Here is a 26,100-nt window from a genome sequence, read left to right on the forward strand (position 1 = left end):
ATGGAACCGAAATCCCATACCAGCAGTCGTACCTACTCCCAGGACCTCCTAGCGTCCGTCGTCGTCTTCCTGGTGGCACTTCCGCTGTGCATGGGAATCGCCATCGCATCCGGCGCGCCGCCCGCTGCGGGTCTGATGACCGGCATCATCGGCGGGCTCGTGGTCGGCGTCATCCAAGGCTCTCCTCTGCAGGTCAGCGGTCCTGCGGCGGGGTTGACCGTCATCGTCTGGCAGCTCATTCAACACCATGGCCTCGGCGCGCTGGGCATCATGGTGCTCCTCGCGGGCGCCATCCAAGCCGCGGCCGCACTCGTCAAGGGCGGCCGCTGGTTCCGCGCGGTTCCGCCGTCGGTCATCCACGGCATGCTCGCGGGCATCGGCGTGCTGATCTTCGCCGGTCAGTTCCACGTCATGGTGGACGACAAGCCGAAGAGCAGCGGCTTGTTGAACCTCGTCAGCATTCCGATGGCGGTGTGGAAGGCGATCTTCCCCGAGGAAAACATCCATCACCAGCAGGCGGCCTTGGTCGGCGTGGTCAGCATCGCGACCCTGTTGCTCTGGACGCGCGTACCGGCGCGTTTGCGCTTGGTGCCCGGCCCCCTCGTCGGGGTCGTCGTGGGAACGGTCGTGGCCAACGTCTTCGGCTTCTCGATCGCCCACGTCAACGTGCCGAGTGACCTCACCGCGTCCATCTCGCTACCGACGTCGGACTCGTTGCACTTGCTGACAAACCCGGCGGTGTGGGGCACGGCGGTGGCCTTGGCGGTCGTCGCCAGCGCCGAGACCTTGCTCTGCGCCGGCGCGGTCGACCGCATGCACACCGGACCGCGCACGAACTACAACCGCGAGCTGTTCGCGCAGGGCGTGGGCAACATGCTCTGCGGCCTCGTCGGCGCGCTGCCCATGACGGGCGTCATCGTCCGCTCGTCGGCCAACGTCCAAGCCGGTGCACGCAGCCGTCTCTCCGCCTTTCTGCACGGCGCGTGGATCCTCGTGCTCGTCATGGCGCTGCCCCAGGTGTTGCGCCTCGTGCCGGTCGCCAGCTTGGCGGCGATCCTGGTCTTCACCGGCTACAAGCTGGTCGACGTCAAGATGATGAAGGAGCTCTCCAAGTTCGGAAAGAGCGAGGTGGCCATCTACGCCGTCACGGTCCTGGCCATCGTCGCCACGGACTTGCTCAAGGGCGTCATGGTGGGCCTCGGCCTGGCCATCGCCAAGCTCCTCTACCGCATGTCCCGCATGGAGATTCACCTCGAGGACATCCCCGAGCAGGCTCGGGCCATCCTCCGTCTCCGTGGAACGGCCACGTTCTTCCGGCTGGCCGACATCGCCGAAACGGTGGACCGCGTTCCGCCGGGCCGGGAGCTGCACATCCACTTCGACGAACTCGACCACGTCGATCATGCGACCTTGGAGTTCCTCACCAACTGGGAGAAGCAGCACCGCACCCAGGGCGGCTCGGTCGTGGTCGACTGGCATGCCCTCGAGCAACGCTACCACTCCTACCGCCGGAACCACGGCAAGGCCCCCCATCGGGCCGAGAGCGACGACATGCCGAAGGAGGGAGACCCCCTCGCGGGGGCCGCCTAACCACCTCGAAATTTTCGCTCGACCAAATCCTTCTCCCCACGCGCCGACAGGCGCCCTCCCCGCGACCGGCGCGTGTGGCCTTTCGCGATGTCTGCTAGTGAAGAGCCGTGGCATCGGCGAAAGCGGCAGCATCGAACGAAGCGTTGCGTCCACTTGCAGTCCCCGTAGGGCCTAGGTTGGAGCGCGTGCTCGACGTGGCCTATCGGGCGCGGCGGGCTGTCTTGCTCGAAGGGCCGACGGGCATCGGCAAGAGCGAGATCGTTCGGAGCGTGGCCGAAAAGCTCGGCGTCGCCACCACCGTGCTCGACTTGAGCCTGCTCGAGCCGCCCGATCTGGTGGGGCTGCCCGTGGTGCGGGACGATGGGCGCACCCACTACGCGCTGCCCTCGGTGCTGCCGCGCGAGGGCGCCGGGATCCTGCTTCTCGAAGAGCTCAATCGCGCCGAGCGGTACATCCAACAGCCGGCACTGCAGTTGCTGTCCGCGCGGCGCCTGCACGAGTACGAGCTTCCGCCGGGTTGGATCTGCGTGGCCACCGTCAACCCGCAGACCGCGGAGTACCACGTGACCGCGCTCGACAAGGCCCTGCGCGCGCGCTTTCTCCAGGTCAACGTGCGCGCGGACCGCGGTGCGTGGCTCGCATGGGCGCAGACGAACGACCTGCACCCCGGCATCGTGGCGCTGGCCCATGGGCACGAGCGCATCCTCGATGACGTTCCACCGCGCACGTGGGCGTACGCCTCGGAGCTTCTGCGGGCCTTCTCGCCGGCCGAGTTGCACGATGGTGCCCTGCTGCGCGATGCGCTCGGCGGGTACCTGCCGGCGCCGTGGGTCGAAGCGCTCTTGGCTTCGCGTGGCTCCTGGGGCTCGCGGCTCTCGTTCGACGTGCGCGAACTGCTCGCCGCGTACACGGCCGACTCCCCCCGCGCCCGGGAAATCGCGGGCTACCGCGATCGCGGCCAGACCGATCGCATCGATGAAATCGTGCACCGGCTGGCGCCACTCCTGGCGGGCCCCGAGGCCGGCGTGCTGGTCGCGCAGAAGCAATTGCTCTTGGCATCGTTCGAGGCGCTGCTCGCCGACCTGCCGGGCGACCAGCGGGAGAAACTGCAAGAGGCCATCGGCTCCAACGTAACGGCCACCTCCCTCATCGACGTCGAGCCCAGCGAGCTCCTGGCACGTTTCCCCGGCAGCGCCGCCGAGAAAAAGCTCGCCGCCTGGCGCGCCGATCCCGTCAAACGCCACCGCATCTCCTTGCTGGTCACCGCCCTGTGCGTCTTCGTGGAGCAACCCGCACGCCTGCCCGAGCTCAAAAAGAGCAACGTCGCGCGCACGAGCCTCGGGCACGTGCTCACGCAGCTGCCCGAGCGCGACGCATTGGTGCTCGTGGAAACCTTGAAGCGCGTGGGCATCACCCCGGTGCGGCCCGGCACGTGACACCGGGCACGAGCGAACTCGAAGCGTGGCTCGACGGGTTCGTACGCGATCCGAGCTTTCTCGAGGCGTATCCCTATTACGCAGCCATCCTGGCCAAGATCACACCGGTCGCGGACCCTTCCGTGAAGCGCATGGCCATCTCGCTGTACGATGGCCGGCTGTACCTCCACGTCAACGTGGAATCCTTCATGGCCGAGCCCCAGTTCTTGCGCGGCGTGCTTCTCCATGAAGTGCACCACGTCGTCCTGGGCCATCTCACGCACCCCAAGTTCGTCGACGTCGAAGAGCCCGAGCTGATGGACCTCGCCGTGGAGATGTCCGCCAACGAGTACATCGAGGAGCCGCTGCCCCCCGCGGTGACCTGCCGCGCGTACTCCAACGTGGGCATTCGCCCCGGACAGAGCACGCGCGAGCGCTACGAGATCCTCGTCGAGTACGCGAAGAAGACCGGCGCCCGCCCGAGGCCCTCGGCGGGCGAACAGGGGGCGGGGACGGTCGACGACCATCGCTTTCTCGCGCGCGGGCGGGCGGCGCCTGGCGGGGTGGCGCAAACGGCCATCGTCGTGGCGAACGCCGTGAGCGAGGAATTCGTGGAGCACGAGGAGGAAGAACGGCAGCAAGAGCGCGATGTGCCGCGCCGGTTCCTTTTGGCGGGGCGAACGCCGGCGCGCATCGTCGAAGAGCTCATGGACACCACGCGCATGCCGGACGAGCCCCTCGACTGGCGCACGGCCCTGCAAATGTTCGCCGCGCGCGCACGGGCCCCGGTGCACACGTGGTCGCGTCCCAGCCGGCGCTTTCCCCATCGCATTTTCGAGGTGCCCGGCCGCAGCTGGTCGCTCCGCCGCTCGGACGTCCCGCACTTGCTCATTGCCATCGACACGTCCCTCAGCATGACGAAAATCGAGCTGGAGGACATCGCCCGGCAGCTGACCGCCCTCTCCGAGCGCGCCCATGTCATCGTCGCGGAGTGCGATGCTGCCGTCGCGCGCGTGTACCCCTTCGCGGGGCGCATCGACAAAGTCACCGGGCGCGGCGGCACCGATCTGCGCCCCGTGTTCGCGCCCGAGATCCTCGGCGCACACGACGTCGACGGCGTCGTCTACTTCACCGATGGAGATGGACCTTTCGCGCCAGAGCCTCCGCCGGTGCCCACGCTCTGGGTGCTGACCAAGCCCACGACGTTCGGCTGCCCCTGGGGCCAGCGCGCGCGGTTACGGCCTCAGAGATAACTGAGCCACGCGGATCGATTGCGCCGCTTGACCCCGGCGAACCAGTGGCACGGGCCATAGAGCAAGGCCAACACCGCGATCCACACCACGTACAGCGTCCCCAGGTCGTAGCCATTCTGCCCGACGAGGCGTGCCGCGCCATGAAGGAGTGGAAGGTGGAGCAGGTAAAAGAACAGTGGCACGCGCCCGAGCACCAGAAAGGGCCGAGCCACACTGGCGCGCGCCAACCCAGGACGATCCAGCGCCGAAAGGGCCAGCAGCGCAGGCCCGAGGGTCATCGCCAAATAGAGCAACGACGGCGGATACTTGGAGCATTTGAGGAAGGAGAGGAACGTAAAAAGCGCGCCACGCGGCTGAACGCTCCACGGCTGTGGATCGCCATAAACGTTGGCGGCGCGAAGCACGATGAAGAGCAGCACCACCGCCGCACCGAGCCAGGCGATGCGCCGCCGCCGCTCCGCAACCTCACCCTGAAGAAGCGCACCGAACGCGTACCCCGCCGCCATCACACCGATCCACGGTACGAGCGGATAGCCGACGTCAATCTGGGTCGCGCCGAACATGGAGAACGCGCCCGACTCGTGCGCCACCATCCATAGGGCCTTGAACGGACCGAGTGCCTCGGCGTGCACGCCATCGAGCGCGTTGTGCAGGCCAATCATGGCCAATGCGAAGACGGCGAGCGCACGCAGCGGCAGAAAGACGAGTGCCGCCATGGCCACCATGCTCCAGCCTAGAGCCCAAATGACCTGGAGCACCACGCCCCCGGAAAACGGCCACCACAGGCGAATGAACGCGATTTCGAGAAAGACCAACCATAGCCCGCGCGTCACGAGAAACTTGGCCAGCTCCGGCTTGGGCCGCCGGCTCAAATAGGCACCCGTTCCAGCGAGGAACACGAAGACCGGTGCACAGAAGTGCGTAATCCACCGGGTTGCGAACCACGCCGACGTCGTGTGGTCCAGATCCATCGGACCGAACTGGGCGCCCGAAAAGAAGTCGCGCACGTGATCGAGCGTCATGATCGCCATCACGATGCCGCGCAGAAGGTCCACCGACTCGATTCGTTCCGTGGCGCGATTCATTCGAAAAATAAGCGCGAAGAGCCCATCATGGCGTGAACTTACCACGACCGCAGCGCGGTGTATCCTATGTACCAATCGCGCCGTACCACTGATACGGGACCCTGTACCGCACAGATACATTGTCGAACGCGAAAACATGCGCAATCTTCGAGTGCAATGACTGTTGCGATGCCCTCGCTCGCCGGACACTACGACGACCTGCGCTGCCGACTGCTGATTGCGGACGTCGAGGAATCGATTCTCTCCGTAGCCTCGTTCGAGGGGCACGAACGCCTCTCATCGCTGTTCTCCTACACGATCGCCGTCATCACGGAACGCGAGGACGTGCAGGATCTCGAGATGGCCTTGGGCCGCGACGCGTCATTCACCGTCGCGCGCGGCGGGACGACGGAGCTGATCGTTCACGGAATCGTCACGGAGATTCTGCCGGACGGCGCGTACGTGGGGGACAACCGAGCGTCCACCACCGTGGTCATCGAGCCGCACCTGGCCAGCCTGCGCTACTCCGGGGGCTATCGCATCTTCCAGCAGATGACCGTGGAGCAAATCATCCGCGAGATCGTGCGCTCCGAGGGCATCCAGACCGCCTGGCACGTCTACCCTCCCCTGCCCACGCACGAGTACACGGTGCAGGCCGACGAGACGGATCTCGAGTTTCTCGCGCGCCTCGCGGCGCACGAGGGGCTGCATTACTACTTCGATCGGACGCCCGACACCACCGTGGTGGTCTTCACCAATCGCCGCGATGGGTTCACCGAGCTGGCGAACGACGCGGACATCGATTTCCACCACGACAGCGGCGCGGTCTCGGGTGAGCACGTGTGCACCATCCAACGCGCGCAGCGCGTGCGAACAGGTGCCATCGAACACCGCGATTACGATTTTCGCGCGCCATCGACGCGGCTCCAGGGGCGCGCGGAAGTCGATCCGAACACGGGGCATGCCCGTCGCGAGCGCCGGGCATACGCCGCCGGCTTTCGCGATTTGCATCACCTCGCCGAGAGGCGCGCACAATTGCGACTTGCGCAGGAGCGCTCCGACGCGTTCACCGTGACCGGCACGGCGTCGATGCTGCGGTTCATCCCCGGCAAGACGTTCACGCTGCACGGACACCGCGATGGGGCGTTCAACCGCAAGCTCCTTCTTACCCAAGTATCCGTCGCGGGAAAGGTGCACGGCCTTCTCTCGCTTCCCACCCATGGGAGTGGCCTCGGGGGCCCGGTCGCGGGCAAGGCCAGCGAGGAGCTCACCGCCTTCGAGGCGGTGCCGGCCGATGTGACCATTCATCCGCCGCATCTGCCAAAGCCGCGTTCGCGTCTGGAGAGCGCGCGCGTGGTGGGGCCCACCAACGGCGACCCATTCGTCGACGAGTACGGGCGCATCAAGGTGCAGTTTCACTGGGATCGCGACGGGAAAAACGACGAGAACAGCTCCTGCTGGATTCGCATGATGACCCCCGTCGCCAACTTCGACGAAGGCTTTTGGCAAGCTCACAAAGTCGGTTCCGAGGTGCTGGTGGACTTCATCGACGGCGACATCGACCGCCCCGTGGTCATCGGCGCCGTCTACAATGGTGTCGACACACAGCCGTACAAGATGCCGGTGGACGTGGCCAACAGCACCTGGAAGACGAAGAGCGTTCCCGGGGGCGGCGGCTTCAACGAGATTACGCAGGACAACCACACCGGCCAGGAAAAGATTTACATCCACGCGCAGAAGAACATGGACATCACCGTCCAAGACGCGCACACGGAGAGCATTGGCTCGAACAAGACGAGCACCGTGGGGGCCAATCAGACGAGCACCATCGGAGCGAACAAAACGGCGACCGTCGGCGCCAACGATACGACGACGGTCGGGGCGAATCAGACGCACTCCGCGGGCGCGAATCAGTCCTTTTCGGCGGGGGCCGATCAATCGCACTCCGCGGGGGCGAACCAGTCGCTCTCGGCAGCCGTCGATCAAACGCATTCTGCGGGCGCCAAACAGTCGCTCTCCTCGGGCGCCGATCAATCGATTTCCTCGGGGGCGAATCAAACGGTCTCCGTCACGGCGAACCAAACCATCAACGTCACGGGCAACCGCACGAAGACCGTACAGGGAAGCGATGCGTCCACGGTTACCGGCTCTTTGACCCAGATCGCAACCGGCAACATCGTCTCATCGACCAGCGCCGATCTCACCTTGCGAGCTGCCAACATCACCATCGACGGTGAGTCGAACATCACGCTGAAGGTGGGAGGCGTCACGCTGACCATCTCCGCCGCCGGGATCTCCGCATCCGGGCCGAAGGTGTCTCTGGATGGGGGCGGCGCCACCGTCACCCTGGCGGGCGACGCGCACATGAATGCATCGGGCGAGGCCAAGGTGACTGGCTCCACGGTCAAACTCAATTCGTAATGGCGGTATGAAGTTCATCAACGAAACACCGTGGCAAGCTCGCTTCTTCTTCGGCGGGGGCGGCGAAACGGTCAACCTGGCGTGGGTCGCCGCGCGGGCCACGTTTCGCCTGGAAAACCGGAGGACGCTCGTGCCGGCCGACGAGCCGTGGCCCGTCTTCGTCACCCCCGTCCGCACGACCCACGGCACCTTTCCCAGCGACGATGCCCCCAGCCGGAATGGGTGCGATTTGATCGTGACGGGCACCGCTCTCTCGCAAACGCCCGTTTCCTGGCTCAAAGCGCATGTGCGGGCCGGAGACTTCGGCAACGATATCTTCGTGGTGGGCGACCGCATTTGGAAAAGATCGGGGCGCTCGCTCGTAGCCTCGGATCCTCGCCCGTTCACGGCGATGCCGGTGGACTGGTCGCGCGCTTTCGGTGGAACCACGTTGCAGGAAGGACTGCCCGTTCCCGACCCCATCAACCCCGAGGGTCGCGGCGCCTATCTGTCGCCCGACCATGCCGCGGATAACCCACTACCCAACCTGGAAGATCCGAACGCGCCCGTTCGAAATTGGAACGACCGCCCCCTGCCCGTCGCATGGAGCCCCATTGCCAATTCGCACCTTTGGCAAATAGCATCATGGCTCGGCGAAAGCTCGAAGTCCGGTCGGCCGCCGCCCAACGCCGACGAGATCATGCGGCAATCGGCCCAATGTTACGTGTGCGCGGCGCCTCCGCGAAACGTCATGCCCGAGCTTCGAGCGGGCGCTCCGGTGGATATCGCCTTGGGCGAGACGCGGGCGTCGTTTCACGTACCGCCCATCGAACTCGCGCTGCGCGTGGAAATCGGCGCGGAGCGCATCTCCTGCCCGCTGAAATTCAGTGGACTCTGGGTCTTCGTCGACGCGCAGTTGGTCGTACTCTCCCTGCGCGCATCGTTTCGATACGTGCTGAGGCCCTTCGAGAAACGGGTGGCCATTTTGCAACGAGCTCACCTTCCCATTGGATCAGGCTAAGGGACCATGGCCACCTACCAAGTCATAAAACCTTCGTGCGTCGTCATTGGCATCGACCTCCACACGGCGATCGGACTTACGCCGCCGGCCTTGGTCCTGCTTACACCGAAGAAGTATCATCTTTGGGTCTCGGTATCGACGGCCAGGTGGATCATCGGCGACCAGGAGTCTTCAAACGTGCTGGGCCAAGGTGTGGGTTTGGTGAAGCGTGGCAGCGACACGCGCTATCTGCGTCCGCACCTCTGCTGCTCCTGGCCCGTACCTGTCATTACGCCGATTTGCGATTTGGTGATGTGGATTCCGCTCAATCTGCTTGGCGCAACCAAAACAATTTGGGGCCCTTACTCCGTCAAGGCGAACATCACCGGCACGGACGACAACCCCGCCGTCATGTTGATTGGCGAATCCGTCGGCGTGGCCAATTCCACGATCTGCTCGGACCCGTGTGACCTACCCCTGACGATATCCATGCAAGCGCCCAGCTCCGTCAGGGCCGGCATGACCTGGGCCGACATCCTCGGCAACGTGATCACCACCGTCATCGATTGTGCGATCTCGTTTGCATTGAACTGGGGAATCGGCAAACTTCTCGAGGGTGGTCAGAAAAAGCTACTTACGACGCTCCAAGCTCAGAACATCTCCAAACCCGTGCGCGATCGGCTCGCAAAAAGTTTGCAGACCACGGCAGACCGTTGGAGGACGAGGGCTATCGTTTACCTGCGGGGATCCTTGAACGTGCCACCCAGTTTTCCGACATTTCGCGGGGCGGACTTCGGCCCGGGGATGAAGTTCGCGGAGGACTTCGTGACGAAGGCCACCGGAGATCTGATCAAGGACGGATACTACTTCTTCGGCGACTTCGGCGGCGTGATGACGGGCGTCGACAACGTCGTGGGGAATATCGCTGGCCCCGACGAGAAGGGTGGCGGATGACCGACCAGGGAGTTCTCTCGCTCATCGACTTCACCGAGGCACCGAACGGCACCGCCTTGCTTCACGCCTTCGCGAAGCGCACGTACACGTTCGCGCCGGGGCATAGACCGGTCGTTGCCCCCCTGCAGGTGCCTTTGCACATGGAGCCGAGCTACTACGAGGCGACGGGACAAGGTAGCGACGCGGCTCCATTGACCGATCCAGACGTATTTTGCCATCAGAAGGCGGGTACCGACGTGGTCGTCCAGGGAACGGCCCATTCCATGAATGGACCGGTCCCATTCATGGACGTCGGCGTTGGCATCATGGGCACGAGCGAGCCCGAAAAAGTAGCACGACGAATCCGCGTGACAGGTGACCGGCGTGTCGAATACCGGGGCGAGGGAAACGACGTGGTCTTCACGCCGCCGGAGCCGTTCGAGCGGATGCCCCTGACCTACGATCGCGCGTACGGCGGGCGGGATCTCTGGTCGCCCGTGGACCATCCCGACAAAGAGGCCATTTGGCTGGCCAAGTATTCCAGGTCCTCGAGCGACGAATTGTCGATGTACGTCTATCCGCGCAATCCGGCGGGCCGCGGATTCCTGGTGCACCCGTCGCGCGCGGCGTTCGATGCGCTCGAGCTGCCGAATCTCGAGTTTCCCGAGGATAGGCTGACGCCTTCGCGGCTTTGCACCGGCGATTTGTACCAATGGCCAAAAGCCCCTTTTCCCGCGGGCTTCGATTGGTTCGACCCGTCGTGGTTTCCCCGTTTGGCCTTTCTGCTGTCCATGGGCGCGCCGCACGCGTGCAAAGCGGAGGATTTCTGCGAGGTGCGCAGTGGCGTCATTCCTCCGGAGCTCGTCGCGCAACCCACCGAAGATACGGTGCTCAAATTCACCCCGGGCGCGCCGGGGCAAGAGCGATTCTACCATGGTGCATCGCCCTGGCTCGCGGTCGCGCCGCTCACGGGGCAAGAGACCATCGTGCTCTGGGGCATGCACCCCACGGCGCCGCGCTTCGATATTCCGCTTCCCACGGAGGTGCCGCAAGTCTTGTTCGAGCTTCCCGATGGGCGGGTCGTCGAGAGCGAGGCTTCGCTTCGCACCGTGGTGGTGCGCCCCGACGAAGGGCAGTTGACGATGGTGTGGGTGGCGCGGCACGCGATGTCGCAGCCTTTGACGGAGGCGCAAGTCTCGCGCATGCGCCATGCCGTGAGGTGGCGGACACGATGAAAAACGAGACCACATTGAGCAAGTCGCTGGAAACATGGGGCACGGTCGCGTTGCCGTCGGGGCGCAGCCTCGAGGTAACGCGGGCGGGCGAACACGAGACGCTCCGCGTGGTGGGAAGCAGCGGAAGGGTCGAGCTCACCGTGCACCTCACCGACGCAGGGCCGAAGCTCGTCTTCGAAGCGGCCGACATCGAGCTGCACGCGGCGAACTCCGTGTCGGTGCAGTGCGAGCGGTTCGACGTGCATGCACGCGACGAAGCACGCATCGTTGCGCACCATGCCTCGGTAGAGACCACGGCCGGCGACATCGCCCTGCGCGCCAATGACAACGTGGTGGTCGTCGGCGAGCAGATTCGCCTGAATTGCGACAAGCCGGACGAGGTACCGCCGTGGATGACCGAGCAGTTCGCCGCACGCCTTGCCACGACGGCAGACCTCGCCCCAAGCATTCCCGCGTCGGACGTCACGGGGGACGCGGACATCGTCGCCGAGTTCGATCGCCAGGGTGTCGAAGGCGTGTGAAGAAGTGTGTAGGCCGTGGCACACGCCGCGGGTGGCGTGCATGCTCGGGGCATGCGGAGCGCGCTTGCCCTTACTTTGACCGGTCTCGCTTTGTCTTTGCCGGCCGAGCTTCAGGCCGACGAACCGGCACCACGCCCGGTCCCCGCGGAGCTGCTCGCGAAGCTGGCCGGCACGTCGGCCCAGTTCGAAGCGATGATGGGCAAGGCTTCGTTCACCGTGACGGGTCACATGGACGACAAAGAAGGGACCGCCCGCGTGACGATGCAAGGGGAACGCGCCAAGGTGGAGATCCTCAAGTACATCGAGGATGGGCAGGACAAGACCGAGGAGGCAAAGCAAAAAGCTGCGGAGCGCGCGCGCGAGCCGCGCAAGGCTCGCTCATCCCGCGACGAGGTGCACATGCCCTTCCTCGCCGGCGAGCAAGCCAAGTACGATTTCTGGGTCGGTGACGTCGACGCGCGCGATCCCACACACCTGCGCGTCTTTTTCCACGCCAAGGTCCCCGCCGAAAACTTGATGAACGGCTCGGCGTGGGTCGATGCGCCATCGGGCGATCTGTTGACCGCGAGCGTCACGGCGAGCAAAACGCCCGCCTTCATCGACTATGTGCGGGCCAAATTCGAATTCGGCGAACGCACTTCGATGGGCCCCGCCATCTCGAAGCTCTCGTTCGACACGGCGGGTGGCTTCTTGTTCGTGCGAAAACACTACCAAGGCTCGGCCACGTTCACGTCGTACGAACTCAAGCCTTGAGGCGGCCGAAGAAGGACGCCTGCTGAAAGCGCAGCCCATCGAGAATCTGCTCCACGCGCGCATCGGATAGGGATCCAATGCGCTCGCCCAGGCGCGATTTGTCCACGGCGTCGATCTGGGATACCACCACGACGCTCTGCTTCGGCAGATTCCCCTCGCCCGGGTCGAGCAGGACGTTGCCCGGTTCGTTCGCGCGCTGCAAGTTCGAGGTCAATGCGCAGACGACCACGGACGTGATGCGCGAGTGGTTGAACCAGTCGTCCTGCACCACCACGTACGGGTGGGCGTAGTTCGGGGCGGGCCCCTGCGCATCGTCCTGGGGCGCGATCCAATGGATATCTCCGCGGTGAATCAGCATGGGCGACCCCGGTGTTCGCGGTAGATGCGCCGCACGAAGTCTCCCACGGGACGCGCCTGCGTTTCGCGCACCAAGTCGAGCGCATCCTGCGGCACCTCCCCGCCCAACGAGAAGATCGAGGGATAAGCCTTTTCCGACTCCGGCGGGAAGACCGCCACCCCCGCGAGCGCGGCAAACGTGAGATCGGCGGCCGTGAAGCGATCGCCGGTGAGGAACGGCCGCCCATCGCCCAGGCGCCGCTCGACGTCGTCGAACGTGCGCAACACTTCGTCGCGCGATTGCGCAGCAGTGCGGGCGTCGATCTCCATGAATCGGTTCATCGTCCGGCGCATCACCGGAAACAGCAGCCGCACGGTAGCGCGTTCCCAGGACGGCGTTCCTCGATCCATGACTTTGCGGGCCATGTCCTGGTTCGGCAAAAGATAAAAATAGATCACCCGGCGAATGTGCGGCCCGAGGCGCTCGTCGAAATCGTCCTCCAGGGACTGCACCTCGGCACGACGCGCGGCATCGTCCGGGTACAGCTTCCTCTCCGGGCGCGCGCTCGCATCCGCGTGGGCCAGAATCTCGGTCGAGTCGCCAAAAACGTGGCCACCGGCCACCAGCACCGGCACCGAAGTCCGCGGGCTCGTGGCACGCCAGACGGCAAAGCGATGCAGCACCGGCATGTGCCCCTCCTCCACGTAGTCGTATCCCGTGTAGTCGAGGGCCCACCGGGCCTTCTCGCAAAAGTGACTGAAAGGGATCGTGACGAGGGTCGCCATTCCCTCCAACTATAGCGTCACGGAAGCGCGGAATACACCTACGGGCGAGAAGCTGCTTGACGGCGACAATGATGACAATCATCATTCGCGCGGCTTTTCACCAAGAACACTGGAGACACCAATGAGGCTGACGGCACCGAACGTCGTTTTCGCAGGGTGGATGACCATGTTGGCTTCGGCCTGCGCGGTGAGTACGGACGCGCACGATCCATCCGAGGCTCCGGAAGATTCGGCGCCCGGCCCGCAGGAATTGCTCGTCCACGACCCTTATCCGGATCCGTCGCTGCCAGTGGCCACCCGGGTCAATCAGATTCTCGCGAAGATGACCCTGGACGAGAAACTCGGTCAGATGACCCAACCCGAGCGCGTCTCGGTGAGCAACGCAGACGTCACCAATTTCTTCATTGGTTCCGTCCTCTCGGGCGGAGGCTCTGCGCCCTCGCCCAATACGGCCTCGAGCTGGGCGAACATGTACGACGCCTACCAGAACGCCGCCGTCGCGACCCGCCTGGGCATCCCATTGATCTACGGCGTCGACGCCGTGCACGGGCACAACAACGTATTTGGCGCGACGATCTTCCCGCACAACATCGGCCTCGGGGCCACGCGCAATGCGACGTTGGCGCAGCAGATCGGCCGGGCGGTGGCCGAGGAAGTCTCCGGCACCGGCATCGACTGGGACTTCGCGCCCTGCCTCTGCGTCGCGCGCAACGACCGTTGGGGCCGTACCTACGAATCCTTCGGCGAAAAGCCGGAATTGCCGTCGCAACTGGCCGCGCTCATCACCGGCCTGCAAGGCAGTTCGCTGAGCGCATCTGGCTCGGTCCTCGCGACGGCCAAGCATTACGTCGGCGACGGTGGCACCACCAACGGCACCGATCAGGGCAATACGCAGCTCAGTGAGGCCGATCTGCGGGCCATCCACCTGCCGCCCTTCCGCGAAGCCATTGCGCGCAACGTGGGCTCGGTCATGGTCAGCTACAGCAGCTGGAATGGGGCCAAGATGCATGGCCAGCAATACTTGATTACCAACGTCCTGAAGAACGAACTCGGATTCAGCGGATTCGTCGTCTCCGACTACAATGGCATCGATCAAATCGATGGACAGCCTGGCTTCACCGCCGCCGAGGTGCGCCAGTCCATCAACGCCGGCATCGACATGGTCATGGTGCCGACGGCCTGGCGCGACTTCATCAATCTCTTGCGCGGCGAGGTGCAAGCCGGCCGCGTTCCGATGTCCCGCATCGACGATGCGAACCGCCGCATCCTGACCAAAAAATTCGAGCTCGGCCTCTTCGAAAAGCCGCTGACCGATCGCAGCTACACGGGCACGGTGGGCAATGCGGCGCATCGTTCGCTCGCGCGCCAAGCGGTGCGCGAATCGATGGTGCTGCTCAAGAATGCGGGCAACGTTCTTCCGCTGGCCAAGGCGAACAACAAGATTTTCGTCGCCGGCAAGAGCGCCGACAACATTGGCCTTCAGAGCGGCGGTTGGACCATCTCCTGGCAGGGCAGCAGCGGCAACATCACCACCGGGACGACCATCCTGCAGGGGATCCGCAACGGCGCAGGGGCCGGCACGACGGTGACGTACAATCAGAGCGGCTCGGGAATCGACAACTCGTACAAAGTGGCCATTGCCGTCGTGGGCGAGACGCCGTACGCCGAGGGCGCGGGCGACCGTCCCAACGACATGGGCCTGGACTCCACGGATCTGAACACGATCACCACGTTGCGAAACAGCGGAGTGCCCGTGGTGGTGGTGTTGGTCTCGGGCCGGCCTCTGGACATCGCATCGCAAGTGCCGAATTGGAATGGCCTGGTGGCCGCGTGGCTGCCCGGCACCGAGGGTTCGGGCGTGGCCGACGTGCTCTATGGCGACTACGCGCCGACGGGCAAATTGCCGGTAACCTGGATGCAGTCCGCCAGCCAACAGCCGATCAACGACGGGGATGGCAAGCCCGCCCTCTACCCCTTCGGATTCGGCCTCACCTATGGCGCGCCGCCCGCACGGAATGCGTACGACACGATTCAGGCCGAGTCGTTCGACGGGCAGTCCGGCATTCAGACCGAGACGACGACCGACACGGGCGGCGGGCAAAACATCGGGTACATCAACCCCGGCGACTCCGTGTTTTATACCAATGTCGACTTCGGGGCGACGAGCGCCGTCTCCGTCACCACGAGGCTCGCGTCGGGCGCCGGCAGCGGCACGCTGCAATACCGGCTCGACAGCGCCACGGGGCCGGTCATCGCCAGCACCGCGGTCTCGGGCACGGGCGGATGGCAAAGCTGGACGAGTGCGACGGCGAATCTCTCGGCCTCCGCCACGGGCAAGCACGCGGTGTACATCACCTTCACCGGCCCGGGCGGCGACTTCGTGAACGTGAACTGGTTCCGGTTCGCGCGATAGCCGGTTGACGTGACGCGAGGCGGTCCCCGTCTCCCGAATTTCGACCACGACGAATAGCTCTTATTCGTCGTGGTTTTTATTTTGTCGGTCGCTCCAGGTACAATCCTGCCCTGAACTTGAGACTGAGCCGAATGCGGCGCAACCGGATGCCTGCGCGGACACCCGCCGACATTTGCAATGCAGCAACGATCACGGCTCGGTGCGAGCACGCACCGAGCGATGTGCAATCGAGCAGTTCGTTCGCGATGGATTTGAGCAGCTGGTGGGCCTGCGCTGGATTCCGCGACGACGCAGCTGCGCCAAGCAGCTCGGATGTGCGGAATACCCTCGATGCTCGAAAGCGACTTTCCCGGTGGGACGCACGATTCGAAATCGCGTAACCTACGCTGGGCGATTTCGCTCGAGCATCCGGAGGGGATATATGATTCGCAAAGCACTCTTCCTAGGGGTTGCCACGGTTACGGCCGTCGCTTGCGGCGCATCGCAAACGACGACGGAGAGCACATCGTCAGTCGCAACCTCGTCCGGCGACGCTGGCACCAAATTCGTATATTGCCCTCCTTCGAACTTTGCCAATTGCACCATTGCGTCGTGCGAGGCGGAAAAGGGCGGCTATTTGTGCAAATGTTTTCTCGATTCTCGCTTTTCGGCCACGGCATACGGTTCGCAGTGCCAGCCGCAGAACGGCAACACGCTGCAATCCCGATATCACCCGGTCGACAGCTACCAAGAATGCACCAGTGCAAAGGCGGATACGTCGAAGTGGGCCTGGTGCCTCGGGCAGCCATGCGAAGTGACCCCCAACGGCGTCTTCTGCCACTGCGTCGATCCGCCCGCGGGCGTTCCGCCGTTCCCGTACATCGTGGTCACACCCAAGTACAAAGCCAGCGCGTGTATGCTCGGCCAAACCGGTAAATACTGGTCTTCCGCCACCCCCGGAAACGTTACCCAGATCACCGCCTTTCTCCAGTCCCAGCCGAGCCTCAAAGGCCTGCCTGCGCCGGAGATCGTGCTGACGCCCAAGCAGTAACGGAGCACTAGCTCGACTGGGCAAGCTCGCCGACGTACGCGCGGAGCGTTCGCGGCGAGCGTCCCAAGAGGGTGCGCAGCACCGTGGTGTTTCCGCGTATGCCGTGCTCGTTGTAATACGCAAAGATGCTTGCCAGCCACCCGAGCTGGCGTTCGTCGTATGGCGGATTGGCCATGGCCCGCCATTCGGCGAAGCTCGGCTCGGCGGCTGCAATGCTCTTGGGGCGGCCGAGCGCCTCGCCCATGAGGGCGACGATGTCCTCACGGGTGGGCTGCTCCTCGCCGCATAGCTCGAACGTGCCGTACGCAAGGTGATCCTCGGTGAGGGCTTTGGCGGCAACCTCGGCGACATCACGGTAGTCGACGCGTGCCACGGGGGCCGTCTTCGCGAAGGGCTCGGCGAACACGCCGTGTGCGAGCACGGCAGGCCAGGCAAGCTCGATATTCTGGTAAAAGTTCGTCGGCTGCAAAATCGTGTACGCGAGCCCCGATCCGAAGAGCGCCTCCTCGACGGGTTGCTTCATGGCATGGGTGCCCAACCGGGCATTGGTCGGGTGCATCACACTCGAGAAGACGAACCTTCGCACGCCGGCCCGCTTGGCCGCGCCCACCATGCGCAGCCCCAGTTCCGATTCGTCCGGCGCAAACGCCGGACCGATGTGAAAAATGCCTCGAGCTCCGCGCGCCGCCGCCTCGAGGCTGGCGGCATCACGCAGATCGCCGAGGGCAATCTCGGCAGCGCCGGCCTTTCGTGCCACGGCCGCATTCGCCTCGCTCCGCACCAGCGCACGCACCGTGGCGCCGCGGCGCACGAGCTCGGGGACCAACAACCCGGCAAATCGACCAGCAGCCCCCACGACCAGGACAATCGGATTCGACATGGTTTTTCTCCTTCGTTCCGTTCCCTGGTTTTCTAGTGTTCTCCGATCTTCGATACAATGAGTGCATTTTGCGATATTGTCTTCCGAACTTCGGAAGAATCATCGTGGACCGCATCGACGACCTCGAAGCCTTCTTGGCGGTGGTGGAAAAGGGAAGCCTTACGGCGGCCGCCCGCGCGGAGCGTCGCTCGCTGCAATCGATCAGCCGCTCGCTCACCGCCCTCGAGGGACGTCTCGGCATCGAATTGGTGCACCGCACGACGCGGCAATCGAATCCCACGGAGGCGGGGCTTGCCTTCTACCGCAGAGTCAAACCCGCCCTGGCCGAGATCCAGGCGGCCAAGATCGACGCCATCCACCGCCGGAACGAAGTATCCGGGGTCCTGCGCGTCAGCTCGTCGGTGCTCTTCGCCCCCATCTACCTGGTGCCCGCCCTTGCGGCCTTCATGGATCGTCACCCGAAGATCGAGGTCGAGCTCGCGCTCTCCGAGAGGTACGTCGACCTGGTGGAGGAAGGCTTCGACGTGGCCATCCGCATGGGTGAGATGGCCGATTCGGATTTGCGGGCGCGACGCCTCGGCAGCCTTCGCGCCGTCGTCTACGGTGCCCCGCGCTATTTCGCCAAACATGGCAAGCCGAAGCATCCGCGGGAGCTCGCGCACCATCAATGCGTCATCCGCACGGTGGATCGCCATGCCCATCAATGGCGTTTTCGCATCGGTGGAAAGGCGACCACCGTCAAGGTCGAGGGCCGCTTTCGGGTCGATGGATCCGCGGCCGCGCATGCGGCGGTGGTGCACGGACTCGGTCTCGGCTTCGGCCCGCTTTGGCAGGTCCGCACGTTGGTCGACGCGGGTGCCCTCGAGCTGGTGCTCGTCGACTACGAGCTGCCGACCATCCCCATCCACGCCGTGTCGCCGGCGAGCCAGACGCCACCGGCCAAAACGCGCCTCTTCACGGAGTTTCTCGCCGCCCAATTGAAGCGCGAACGTTGGTAGCGGGCGTACGAGCCACACGAGCCAGATGCGCGCACAACATGTCCGCCGTCTCCTCGGCCCATCGCTCGACTTCTTTTCGCGACAGGCCGCGCTCCGTGATCTTCTCCCCGACGGAGGCCAGCACGGTCAAGGTGAAGTCGGCCAGGTGCTCGCGTTCGGCGGCCGATGCACGGGGAAGCATCTCGGCGAAGAACGGGGCGAGGCGCTGCATCGCCTTGCGGTAAAAGGCCTTCGCGGGCGGCGCATTTCGAAAGAGGGCGCCCGCGTCGTCGAGCGCGCGGCGCAGATCCGCCTCGTCCCATTCGGTGCGGAAGAAGGCCACCACCGCGCAGCGCAGTCGCTGCTCCGGCGTCCGATCGGGCGCATGCAGCAGCTGGTGCATCATCGCATAGGTCGCCTCCCACTCGTCTTGCTGCAGGCGAAAAAGCAGCGACTCCTTGTTCGGAAAATACTGGTAGAGCGAGCCGACGCTCACGCCCGCCTCTTGGGCCACGCGCACGGTGGTGAAGCGGTGCCCGCCCTCGCGCTTCAAGACGCGGATGGCCGCTTCGAGCACATCGGCCACCAGTTGGATGGCCCGCGATTGCGTCGGTCGTTTGCGCGGTGCGATCGCGGGCTTTCGATTCGGTGGCATTCCGCGAATGTTAGCGCGCGATGGCCAAACCGAAACGCGGGAGTCCCGATCCCGCGAAGGTCGCGGCGACGGCGCCGAGCATCGCGACGAAGGCCTCGGGGGCGCGGGCGCTGGCGATGCCGCCCAGGTCGAGGATCCACTCGCGCGGCCAGCCGAGATCGACGAGGAGAGCACCGACGAGTTCCTTGGCGGGGGCATCATCGCCCGAGAGGAAGGCGGAGACCGGCATCGACAGCGCGGTGGGCTCGGTCATGACCGTGTACACCATCGTGTTGAGCGTCTTGACGACGCGCGTTTCCGGGAGCGCCCGCTGGAGCTCTTCGCCGAGGCTTCCGCCCGGGTAGACGAGCCCGTTGGGCATGCCGTCCGGGCCACGCGTGCTGGCGTTGGCCACGTCGACGAGGACCTTGCCGCGGAGCACGTCTTCCAGCGGGACGAGCGACGCGACGGAGACGGCACCGGGCAAGGCGTTGATGACGATGTCCCCATCGCGGCATGCGCGCGCAGGGTCGATGGGACCGCGGCGCGAGCCGAGGATCACGGTGCGGCCGGCCTTCTCGAGCTTTTCGGCGAGGGCGCGCCCCACGCGGCCGGCCCCGAGAATGGTGACGACGGGAGAGGCGCTCATGCGTTCGCCCCCCCGAGCGCGCCGAGGAAGGCCGCGTGAAGGCCGGGCGCCGCGGCGACGAAGCTGCTGGACGCGCCCGTCCAGGGTGCGCTGCCCTCCGCGTCGCTCACGATGGCGCCGGCCTCTCGGGCGAGCAAGCCGCCGGCAAGGAGATCGGCGCGATTCGAGCCATGCAGCCAAAAGGCATCGAGCCGCCCATCGGCCACGTACGCCACGAGCATCGACGCGGGAACGCCGGAGCGCACCAGCATCGTCTTGCGCATCACGGAGGTCAGGGAGCGACCGATGCGCTGCGCAAGCTCGGGATTTTCCTGCACGGCATACGCCTGGCTCGTGGCGACCATCGCCACACGAAGGTCGCGACGGGTCGATGGACGAATGGTTCGTCCATTCAACCACGCCCCCCGCCCGCGCTGGGCCGTGTACGTCTCCTTGGTGAGCGGCGCATGGACGACCGTGAGAATCGCCTCGTTGTCGACGATCAAGGTCGCGCTGGTGCACCATTCGATCAGGCCTTGCACGTAGTTCACGACCCCGCTGACGGGATCGCAGACCCAGAACGCGCCGGGCGGCAGATCACCGCCCTCCTCTTGGTCGTCGAACCACCCAACCTCTGGCACCAGCCGGGAAAGCCCGCGACGCAGATCCTCCGCCACGAACTCGTCGATGGCGTGCACCGCCGAAGAAACGCCGGGCACGTCCAAGGCACCCCGGCGCGCAACATCGAAATGAGAAAGCAACCGCGCCCCGGCACCGTGCACGATCTCCACGGCACCCGCCAACCATCGTTCATCGTCGTTCTTGTCCATGACCATGACTAGGAAGATGCGAAGGATCCTTCAGATTTGAAGTTCGCATTCCCAACCCGCACGGCACACGGGAAAATACGCTGCCAAATGCGGGCCCTGCGGGACACCACTTCGCATACCATGCTCTCATGAGAGCCATCTACTTCGAGCAGTTCCGTCAGCCGCCGCGCCTGGAGACGCTTGCCGATCCCACACCGACGCCCAGGGGCGTCGTCGTGAAGGTGGGGGCCACGGGACTATGCCGCAGCGATTGGCACGGCTGGATGGGCCACGACGCCGACATCGTATTGCCCCACGTCCCCGGCCACGAGCTGGCTGGCACCATCCAGGCCGTCGGACGCGACGTGCGGCGGTGGCGCGTCGGCGATCGCGTGACGGTGCCCTTCGTCGGGGGATGCGGCGATTGCTTCGAATGCCGAACCGGCAACCACCAGGTTTGCGAAAAGCAATTTCAACCCGGATTCACCGGGTGGGGCTCCTTCGCCGAGTACGTCGCCATCGATTACGCCGATACGAACGTGGTCGCCCTACCCGATTGGCTGGACTTCGGCACGGCGGCCTCCCTCGGATGCCGCTTCGTCACCTCGTTTCGAGCCATCGTCGATCAAGCGCGCGTTCTGCCCGGCGAGTGGGTCGCGATTCACGGCTGCGGCGGCATCGGGCTGTCGGCCATCATGATTGCCGCCGCGATGGGCGCGCACGTCGTGGCCATCGATGTGACCGACGAAAAGCTGGAGTTCGCGCGCAGCATCGGTGCACACGCCGCGGTCAACGCCCGCACCACCACCGACGTCGTCGGCGCCGTCAAAGAGATCACCCGCGGCGGGGCCCACGTCTCCATGGACGCCCTCGGGCACCCCGCCACGTGCTTCAACTCCATCGCCAACCTGCGCCGCCGCGGCCGTCACCTGCAAGTCGGCCTCATGGTCGACGACCACGCGCACCCGCGCATCCCGATGGACCGGGTCCTCGCCCACGAATTGCAAATCCTGGGCAGTCACGGCATGCAAGCCTTCCGCTACGACGCCATGCTGAGCATGATCGAGGTGGGCAAACTCGCCCCGCGCAAGCTCATTGGAAGCGAAATCAGCCTGGACGACGCCGTGGACGCGCTCGTGCAAATGGACCGATTCCAAGGCACCGGCATCACCGTCATCACCCGGCTTTAGTGCAGCATGGCCTCACGGAGGGGCGGCGCGGCGGATCTTCTTCTCCATCCGCGCCGCGAAGGCGCCCTTCTCGGCGGCCGTCACCTGCGCCCTGCGATTCATCGCCGCAACGGCCGCTCGAGGCGCGGCCCTGGGCGGCGCCGTGCACGCCGCCAAGGCCGCGAGAACGAACAGCACGGTTGAGCTCGAGCTCGTGGCCATGGCGCGCATCCCGAGAGCTTCGCCGAACCCTATGGCAAAATTTCACGCGGGACCACGTTTGGTCCGGGGCCCCGGGGACTTCGCCTTCGTCGCCTTTTTGGCGCGGGGCGCATGAATCGTCTCGTGCTTGGCGAGCATCTCGACGAACTTGGCAATGCGCGCCGCGCGCGTGTCGGGTTTCTTCGCCGCGTGAATGCGGTGCAAAATGGCATATCGATTCGCCGCATCGATGGTCTCGAAAAACTTCGACGCGCGGGCATTCGCCGCCAAGGCGCGCGCGAGATCGTCCGGCACGGTCGCGTTGCGCGGCGAATCGTAGGCGGCGTCCCAACGGCCGTCGGCCTTGGCGCGTTCCACCTCGGCGAGGCCCGGGGCCTTCATTTTCCCGCTTGCGATGAGCTCTTCGGCCTTTCCGCGGTTGATCTTGGACCACGGGCTGCGCGGACGACGCGGTGTGAAGCGTTGCAACCACGACGTCTCGCCCTCCGGGCGGGCTTGCCCATCGATCCATCCCCACACGAGCGCGCCCTCCACGGCCTGCAGTCGCGTGATCGATTCGATGCCGCTGTCCTTTTTCGCCAATCGAACCCACACGCCCGACGACGACGCATGGTGCTTTGCCAGCCAAGCGTCCCATTGTCGAGGGCGGGCGAAGAGAATCGGCTCGTCGTCGCCCGTTCGTTCTCCCATCGCAAAGGAGGACTCTACCAGGGTCGGCATGGGATCGTTGCTTTCTCCGTCGCGAATTCGTCGTCCGCGTGAAAAGATCGCAGGCTCATGATCCGCCGCCTTCCCCCCGTCGCGTTCTGCGCGCTCGTCCTACTCGGATGTCGCCGTTCGGGTGCGGACGCGCCCCCGCTCACGCCCGAGGCGCGGACGGCGGTGGCGTCGTCGTCCGTGGCGTCGGGACCCCGTCTCGATGCGACCCGCGCGCTGGCGACGTCCTCGGCCGATACGCCGCTGTCGTCGAAGTGGCATATCGTCGTCGTGTCCAAGTCGGCCATCTCCATCGATGCGGGGCCACCCATCGTCACGCTTCCCTTCGGCGAAACGCGCAACGGTTTCTACATCGCACCCCTGGGAGACGTTTTGAGGGCCATCGACCATGGGCACGAACTCGCCTTCGCCTTCGATCCGGCAACACCGTACCAGCTGGTCACGGAGACGCTCTACACGGCGGCCATGACGGAGATCACCTCCTTTCACCTCGCCGTCCGGCGAAATGGAGCCTCGACGGAGTTCGTCTCGCAGCCTTCGTCGGCCGCGAATGCGCAAGATGCCTCGTTGGGGCTGTTCGTCCTGGTGGGCGACGCGGGCACTTCGATTCGCGTGCGCGGTGCTTATGTCGGCCCCGGTTGCGAGTTGCCACGCCCCAATGCCGTCGAATTATCACGAAAAGGGGTGTTCGACGTCGAGGGACTCGCCGCGTGTGCAGCCAAGCTCCGCGCGCGCTACCCCGAATCGGATCCACGCGTGGTCCTTGGCGCGGGTCCGTCCATCCCATGGCAGTCCATCGTGCGCGTGGCGGACGCCCTTCGAGCCTCGGCCGACGGAACACCGCTCTTTCCCAAGGTGGAATGGGGAGTCCCGCGCTGATGTTCGATATCCCACGAGCAACCTGGCTGCCCCTCGCCGTCCTCTCCGCGCTCGGCGTCTCGTGCGCCGCGAATTCGCGCCCCCTACGAGAATCCGCGTCCGGCGACGATATGGCCGTCCGTGACGTGGGAAGCTTCTACGCCGGTGGGCATTCGGTCCACCTGACCGACCTACCCCAACGCCCGCGCATCCGCCGCGCCGACGCCCAGCCCGAGACCGTCGACCCCAATGGCGATTTCGAATCGGGCCAGATTTACGTGCAATACGTGCGGCTCGCCCGGCCGCGAAGCCGATATCCCATTTTGTTGTGGCCGGGAGGTTCGGTGACCGGGGTCACCTTCGAGACGACCCCCGACGGGCGGCCCGGATGGCAGCTGCTCTTTTTGCGCGACGGATATTCCGTTTACACGGTGGATACGTCGCAAGCCGGCCGCGCCCCCTGGGCCAGATTTCCCGAGGTCAACCCGGACGAACCGGTCTTTCGCACCAAGGCATTTCTCTGGGAGGTCTTTCGCATCGGCCCAGAGGGCTCGTATGCCGCACGCAAATCGTACGACCAAGGCCGCTTTCCGGTGACCGCCTTCGACGAATTCGCCAAACAAGCGGCGCCGCGATTTCGAATGAACCCGGACGCCGAACGTGAAGCTTACGACGCGCTGATTGCAAAAGTGTGCCCGTGCATTCTTCTCACGCATAGTGCGGCGGGCTCCTTTGGGTTGGAGGCGGCGCGGAATCATCCCGATGCCATCAAAGCGCTCATTTCCGTCGAACCGTCCAGCGCACCACTCGGCGGCAACCTGCCCGCGCGCGTGCCGCACCTTTTCGTGTGGGGTGATCACCTCGATTTGGAACGAGCCTCGGGGAGCTGGGCGAAGCAGTACGACGGCGCGCGGAGATACCACGAGGCGCTGCTGGCCGCGGGGGCAAAGAGCACGTGGTTGTCTTTGCCCGAACTAGGGATTCACGGCAATTCGCACATGCTCATGATGGACGACAATTCGGACGACGTTCAAGAGCGGATCCATCGTTGGCTCGAGGCCAATGTGCGGTGAGCCGCCCATTGCGGCGCAGATCGCACCCCAAGTCACAGTGTGTCGTCGTCCTCGGCCGTGGGGCTCTCTTCTTCCTCCACGGTGTTGGCGGTGGTGACGGGATGGCGCGCGGCTGCGACGGGGGCCCTGGCCGCGCTGCGCGCGGGGGGCGGTGTGGCGACCTTCGCCGAGGGCCACGGTGACGAAGCGACGCACGATGCAGCCGGCGCGGGCGCGGTAGGCGGCATCGCGGCGGGCGGAACCAGCGCGGGCGGGGGTGGTGCGGGGCTGGCGGCAACCGGCGCGGGGGCAAAGCGCAGATGGCCCGTGAACACGAGGGTGGCCAGCACACCGCCGAGGAGCCCTATGGCGACGGTGGCCCACCGGTTCCACGCTGCGGGGCCGCGGGATGGGCGCGAGGCCGTTGGCTCGGCCACTGCCCGCGAAAAGGAGAGGGCGAGCTCGCGCGCGGAGGCGAAGCGGTGTTCGATTCGGGTTGCGAACGCTTTGCAGAACCACGCGTCGACGGCGGGCCCGAGCTCTGGGCGCAGCTGACTGGGCGGCGTGTACCTCGAGCGCGCCGCCGCGAGGAAGATCGCACTCACGGTTGCGCCGGCGAAGGGCATACGGCCGGTCAACGCTTCATAGGCAACGACGGCGAGCGCCCAGAGATCGCACCGATGATCGACGTCCGCCGCGTCGGTGAATTGCTCGGGGCTCATGAAGCAAGGGGTGCCGCACATCTTCCCTTCCTCTTCGGCTGCGATGTCCTCGCGCCCCTGTTGCAACATGGCCACACCGAAGTCGAGCACCTTCACGGTGTGCTCGGGACCCTCGAGGAAGACATTTTCCGGTTTGATATCGCGATGCACGATACCGCGCTCGTGCGCCGTCTCCAGCACGCTGGCAATGGCCTGGACAATCGTGACCACCTCGCCAATGTGGAGCGGGCCGCACCGGCGGATACACCGCTCCAGGTCTTCCCCTTCGAGCAGCTCCATCACCATATAGGGCGGGTCGTCCGAGGGCGTGGGAAAGCGAAAGTCGAAGATGCGCACCACGTTCGGATGGCGCAATTGCGCAGCCGCACGCGCCTCGCGCGTAAAACGCTCCACGGCATTCGGCTCGTCCCGAAAGATGGATTGGGACATGAACTTCAAGGCCACGGGCAAATCAAGCCCGGTATGGCGCGCAAGCCATACGCTGCCCATCCCACCCTTCGCAATGGGACGCACCAAACGGAGATTGTCGTTGATCAAGGCGCCCGAAAACGGCTCGAAGAAAGATGCGCACGTCGTCATCGTGCTTGCCGCTCGAGCAACGCCCGTGCCCACGCATCACGCCGCGCTCGTGCGCGCATCCGAGGAACCTCCCTGGCCCGCACCTCGAACACGCGTCACACGCGAGGCAATCCGCCACATCGCA

Annotated in this window: 25 protein-coding genes; 15 read left to right on the top strand and 10 right to left on the bottom strand. The window is 65.2% G+C overall.

The window, feature by feature from the left end; translation table 11 throughout:
- The 3 genes from LVJ94_27860 (at position 1) to LVJ94_27870 (ending at position 4,258) form a co-directional block, all read left to right on the top strand.
- Positions 1-1,590 (top strand): SulP family inorganic anion transporter, encoded by a 1,590-nt coding sequence (locus LVJ94_27860; GenBank protein WXB00728.1) that lies wholly within the window; start codon positions 1-3, stop codon positions 1,588-1,590.
- 107 nt (positions 1,591-1,697) lie between these two features.
- Positions 1,698-3,026, top strand: coding sequence for a MoxR family ATPase (locus LVJ94_27865; GenBank protein WXB00729.1), 1,329 nt, complete (start codon positions 1,698-1,700; stop codon positions 3,024-3,026).
- On the top strand, positions 3,023-4,258 hold the full coding sequence (locus tag LVJ94_27870; protein WXB00730.1) for a VWA-like domain-containing protein: 1,236 nt from the start codon (positions 3,023-3,025) through the stop codon (positions 4,256-4,258). Before LVJ94_27865 ends, LVJ94_27870 begins: the two co-directional genes overlap by 4 nt.
- Here the strand turns inward: LVJ94_27870 and LVJ94_27875 are convergent.
- Positions 4,249-5,343, bottom strand: coding sequence for a heparan-alpha-glucosaminide N-acetyltransferase domain-containing protein (locus LVJ94_27875; GenBank protein WXB00731.1), 1,095 nt, complete (start codon positions 5,341-5,343; stop codon positions 4,249-4,251). The two genes, LVJ94_27870 and LVJ94_27875, sit on opposite strands and share 10 nt — an antisense overlap.
- A gap of 168 nt (positions 5,344-5,511) precedes the next feature.
- Here LVJ94_27875 and vgrG point away from each other — a divergent pair, with 168 nt between their 5' ends.
- From vgrG to LVJ94_27905, 6 genes are read left to right on the top strand one after another with little or no spacing between them, the layout of a single operon-like run.
- The gene (gene vgrG, locus LVJ94_27880) at positions 5,512-7,743 is read left to right on the top strand and encodes a type VI secretion system tip protein VgrG (protein ID WXB00732.1); all 2,232 of its coding nucleotides are present in this window, start codon (positions 5,512-5,514) and stop codon (positions 7,741-7,743) included.
- A gap of 7 nt (positions 7,744-7,750) precedes the next feature.
- A complete protein-coding gene (locus LVJ94_27885; GenBank protein WXB00733.1) occupies positions 7,751-8,743 on the top strand; it encodes a DUF2169 domain-containing protein in 993 nt (330 codons plus the stop codon).
- Between the two features lie 6 nt (positions 8,744-8,749).
- Entirely contained in the window at positions 8,750-9,676 is a 927-nt protein-coding gene (locus tag LVJ94_27890) for a hypothetical protein (protein ID WXB00734.1), read from the top strand.
- Positions 9,673-10,890: a DUF2169 domain-containing protein gene (locus LVJ94_27895; protein WXB00735.1), complete on the top strand. Its 1,218-nt coding sequence runs from the start codon at positions 9,673-9,675 to the stop codon at positions 10,888-10,890. The genes LVJ94_27890 and LVJ94_27895 overlap by 4 nt, the downstream gene beginning before the upstream one ends.
- Entirely contained in the window at positions 10,887-11,411 is a 525-nt protein-coding gene (locus LVJ94_27900; GenBank protein WXB00736.1) for a hypothetical protein, read from the top strand. Before LVJ94_27895 ends, LVJ94_27900 begins: the two co-directional genes overlap by 4 nt.
- 51 nt (positions 11,412-11,462) lie before the next feature.
- Complete coding sequence (locus LVJ94_27905) at positions 11,463-12,164, top strand: hypothetical protein (GenBank protein WXB00737.1); 702 nt, start codon at positions 11,463-11,465, stop codon at positions 12,162-12,164.
- On the opposite strand, the gene LVJ94_27910 is transcribed toward LVJ94_27905, so the two are convergent.
- Both LVJ94_27910 and LVJ94_27915 read right to left on the bottom strand, forming a co-directional pair.
- Positions 12,154-12,522 (bottom strand): type II toxin-antitoxin system PemK/MazF family toxin, encoded by a 369-nt coding sequence (locus tag LVJ94_27910; GenBank protein ID WXB00738.1) that lies wholly within the window; start codon positions 12,520-12,522, stop codon positions 12,154-12,156. The two genes, LVJ94_27905 and LVJ94_27910, sit on opposite strands and share 11 nt — an antisense overlap.
- Positions 12,516-13,286 (bottom strand): glutathione S-transferase family protein, encoded by a 771-nt coding sequence (locus LVJ94_27915; GenBank protein ID WXB00739.1) that lies wholly within the window; start codon positions 13,284-13,286, stop codon positions 12,516-12,518. The genes LVJ94_27910 and LVJ94_27915 overlap by 7 nt, the downstream gene beginning before the upstream one ends.
- A 121-nt stretch (positions 13,287-13,407) precedes the next feature.
- Between LVJ94_27915 and LVJ94_27920 the strand changes: the two genes are divergently transcribed.
- Entirely contained in the window at positions 13,408-15,699 is a 2,292-nt protein-coding gene (locus tag LVJ94_27920) for a glycoside hydrolase family 3 C-terminal domain-containing protein (protein WXB00740.1), read from the top strand.
- A 421-nt stretch (positions 15,700-16,120) separates the two neighbouring features.
- On the top strand, positions 16,121-16,729 hold the full coding sequence (locus LVJ94_27925; protein WXB00741.1) for a hypothetical protein: 609 nt from the start codon (positions 16,121-16,123) through the stop codon (positions 16,727-16,729).
- Between the two features lie 7 nt (positions 16,730-16,736).
- Here LVJ94_27925 and LVJ94_27930 read toward each other — a convergent pair whose 3' ends face one another.
- Positions 16,737-17,609, bottom strand: a complete 873-nt coding sequence (locus LVJ94_27930) for an NmrA family NAD(P)-binding protein (GenBank protein WXB00742.1) — start codon at positions 17,607-17,609, stop codon at positions 16,737-16,739.
- Between the two features lie 104 nt (positions 17,610-17,713).
- Between LVJ94_27930 and LVJ94_27935 the strand changes: the two genes are divergently transcribed.
- On the top strand, positions 17,714-18,607 hold the full coding sequence (locus tag LVJ94_27935) for a LysR family transcriptional regulator (protein WXB00743.1): 894 nt from the start codon (positions 17,714-17,716) through the stop codon (positions 18,605-18,607).
- Here the strand turns inward: LVJ94_27935 and LVJ94_27940 are convergent.
- Genes LVJ94_27940 through LVJ94_27950 form a run of 3 tightly spaced genes read right to left on the bottom strand, consistent with a single transcriptional unit; the run spans position 18,564 to position 20,684 of the window.
- Positions 18,564-19,241, bottom strand: coding sequence for a TetR family transcriptional regulator (locus tag LVJ94_27940; protein WXB00744.1), 678 nt, complete (start codon positions 19,239-19,241; stop codon positions 18,564-18,566). The genes LVJ94_27935 and LVJ94_27940 overlap by 44 nt on opposite strands.
- 10 nt (positions 19,242-19,251) lie before the next feature.
- Positions 19,252-19,869 (bottom strand): NADP oxidoreductase, encoded by a 618-nt coding sequence (locus LVJ94_27945; GenBank protein WXB00745.1) that lies wholly within the window; start codon positions 19,867-19,869, stop codon positions 19,252-19,254.
- A complete protein-coding gene (locus LVJ94_27950; GenBank protein WXB00746.1) occupies positions 19,866-20,684 on the bottom strand; it encodes an inositol monophosphatase in 819 nt (272 codons plus the stop codon). The genes LVJ94_27945 and LVJ94_27950 overlap by 4 nt, the downstream gene beginning before the upstream one ends.
- Positions 20,685-20,806: 122 nt before the next feature.
- On the opposite strand from LVJ94_27950, the gene LVJ94_27955 reads away from it, so the two are divergent.
- Entirely contained in the window at positions 20,807-21,847 is a 1,041-nt protein-coding gene (locus LVJ94_27955) for a zinc-dependent alcohol dehydrogenase family protein (GenBank protein WXB00747.1), read from the top strand.
- A gap of 12 nt (positions 21,848-21,859) precedes the next feature.
- On the opposite strand, the gene LVJ94_27960 is transcribed toward LVJ94_27955, so the two are convergent.
- Positions 21,860-22,048, bottom strand: a complete 189-nt coding sequence (locus LVJ94_27960) for a hypothetical protein (protein WXB00748.1) — start codon at positions 22,046-22,048, stop codon at positions 21,860-21,862.
- 42 nt (positions 22,049-22,090) lie between these two features.
- Positions 22,091-22,768, bottom strand: coding sequence for a YdeI/OmpD-associated family protein (locus tag LVJ94_27965; protein WXB00749.1), 678 nt, complete (start codon positions 22,766-22,768; stop codon positions 22,091-22,093).
- 57 nt (positions 22,769-22,825) lie between these two features.
- On the opposite strand from LVJ94_27965, the gene LVJ94_27970 reads away from it, so the two are divergent.
- Complete coding sequence (locus LVJ94_27970) at positions 22,826-23,644, top strand: hypothetical protein (protein ID WXB00750.1); 819 nt, start codon at positions 22,826-22,828, stop codon at positions 23,642-23,644.
- The gene (locus tag LVJ94_27975; protein WXB00751.1) at positions 23,626-24,696 is read left to right on the top strand and encodes a hypothetical protein; all 1,071 of its coding nucleotides are present in this window, start codon (positions 23,626-23,628) and stop codon (positions 24,694-24,696) included. Before LVJ94_27970 ends, LVJ94_27975 begins: the two co-directional genes overlap by 19 nt.
- Positions 24,697-24,728: 32 nt before the next feature.
- On the opposite strand, the gene LVJ94_27980 is transcribed toward LVJ94_27975, so the two are convergent.
- Complete coding sequence (locus tag LVJ94_27980) at positions 24,729-25,976, bottom strand: serine/threonine protein kinase (protein WXB00752.1); 1,248 nt, start codon at positions 25,974-25,976, stop codon at positions 24,729-24,731.
- Positions 25,977-26,100 lie beyond the last annotated feature (124 nt).

This window comes from Sorangiineae bacterium MSr11367 (assembly GCA_037157805.1).
In the GTDB taxonomy this organism is placed as follows: Bacteria; Myxococcota_A; Polyangia; order Polyangiales; family Polyangiaceae; genus Pendulispora; species Pendulispora rubella.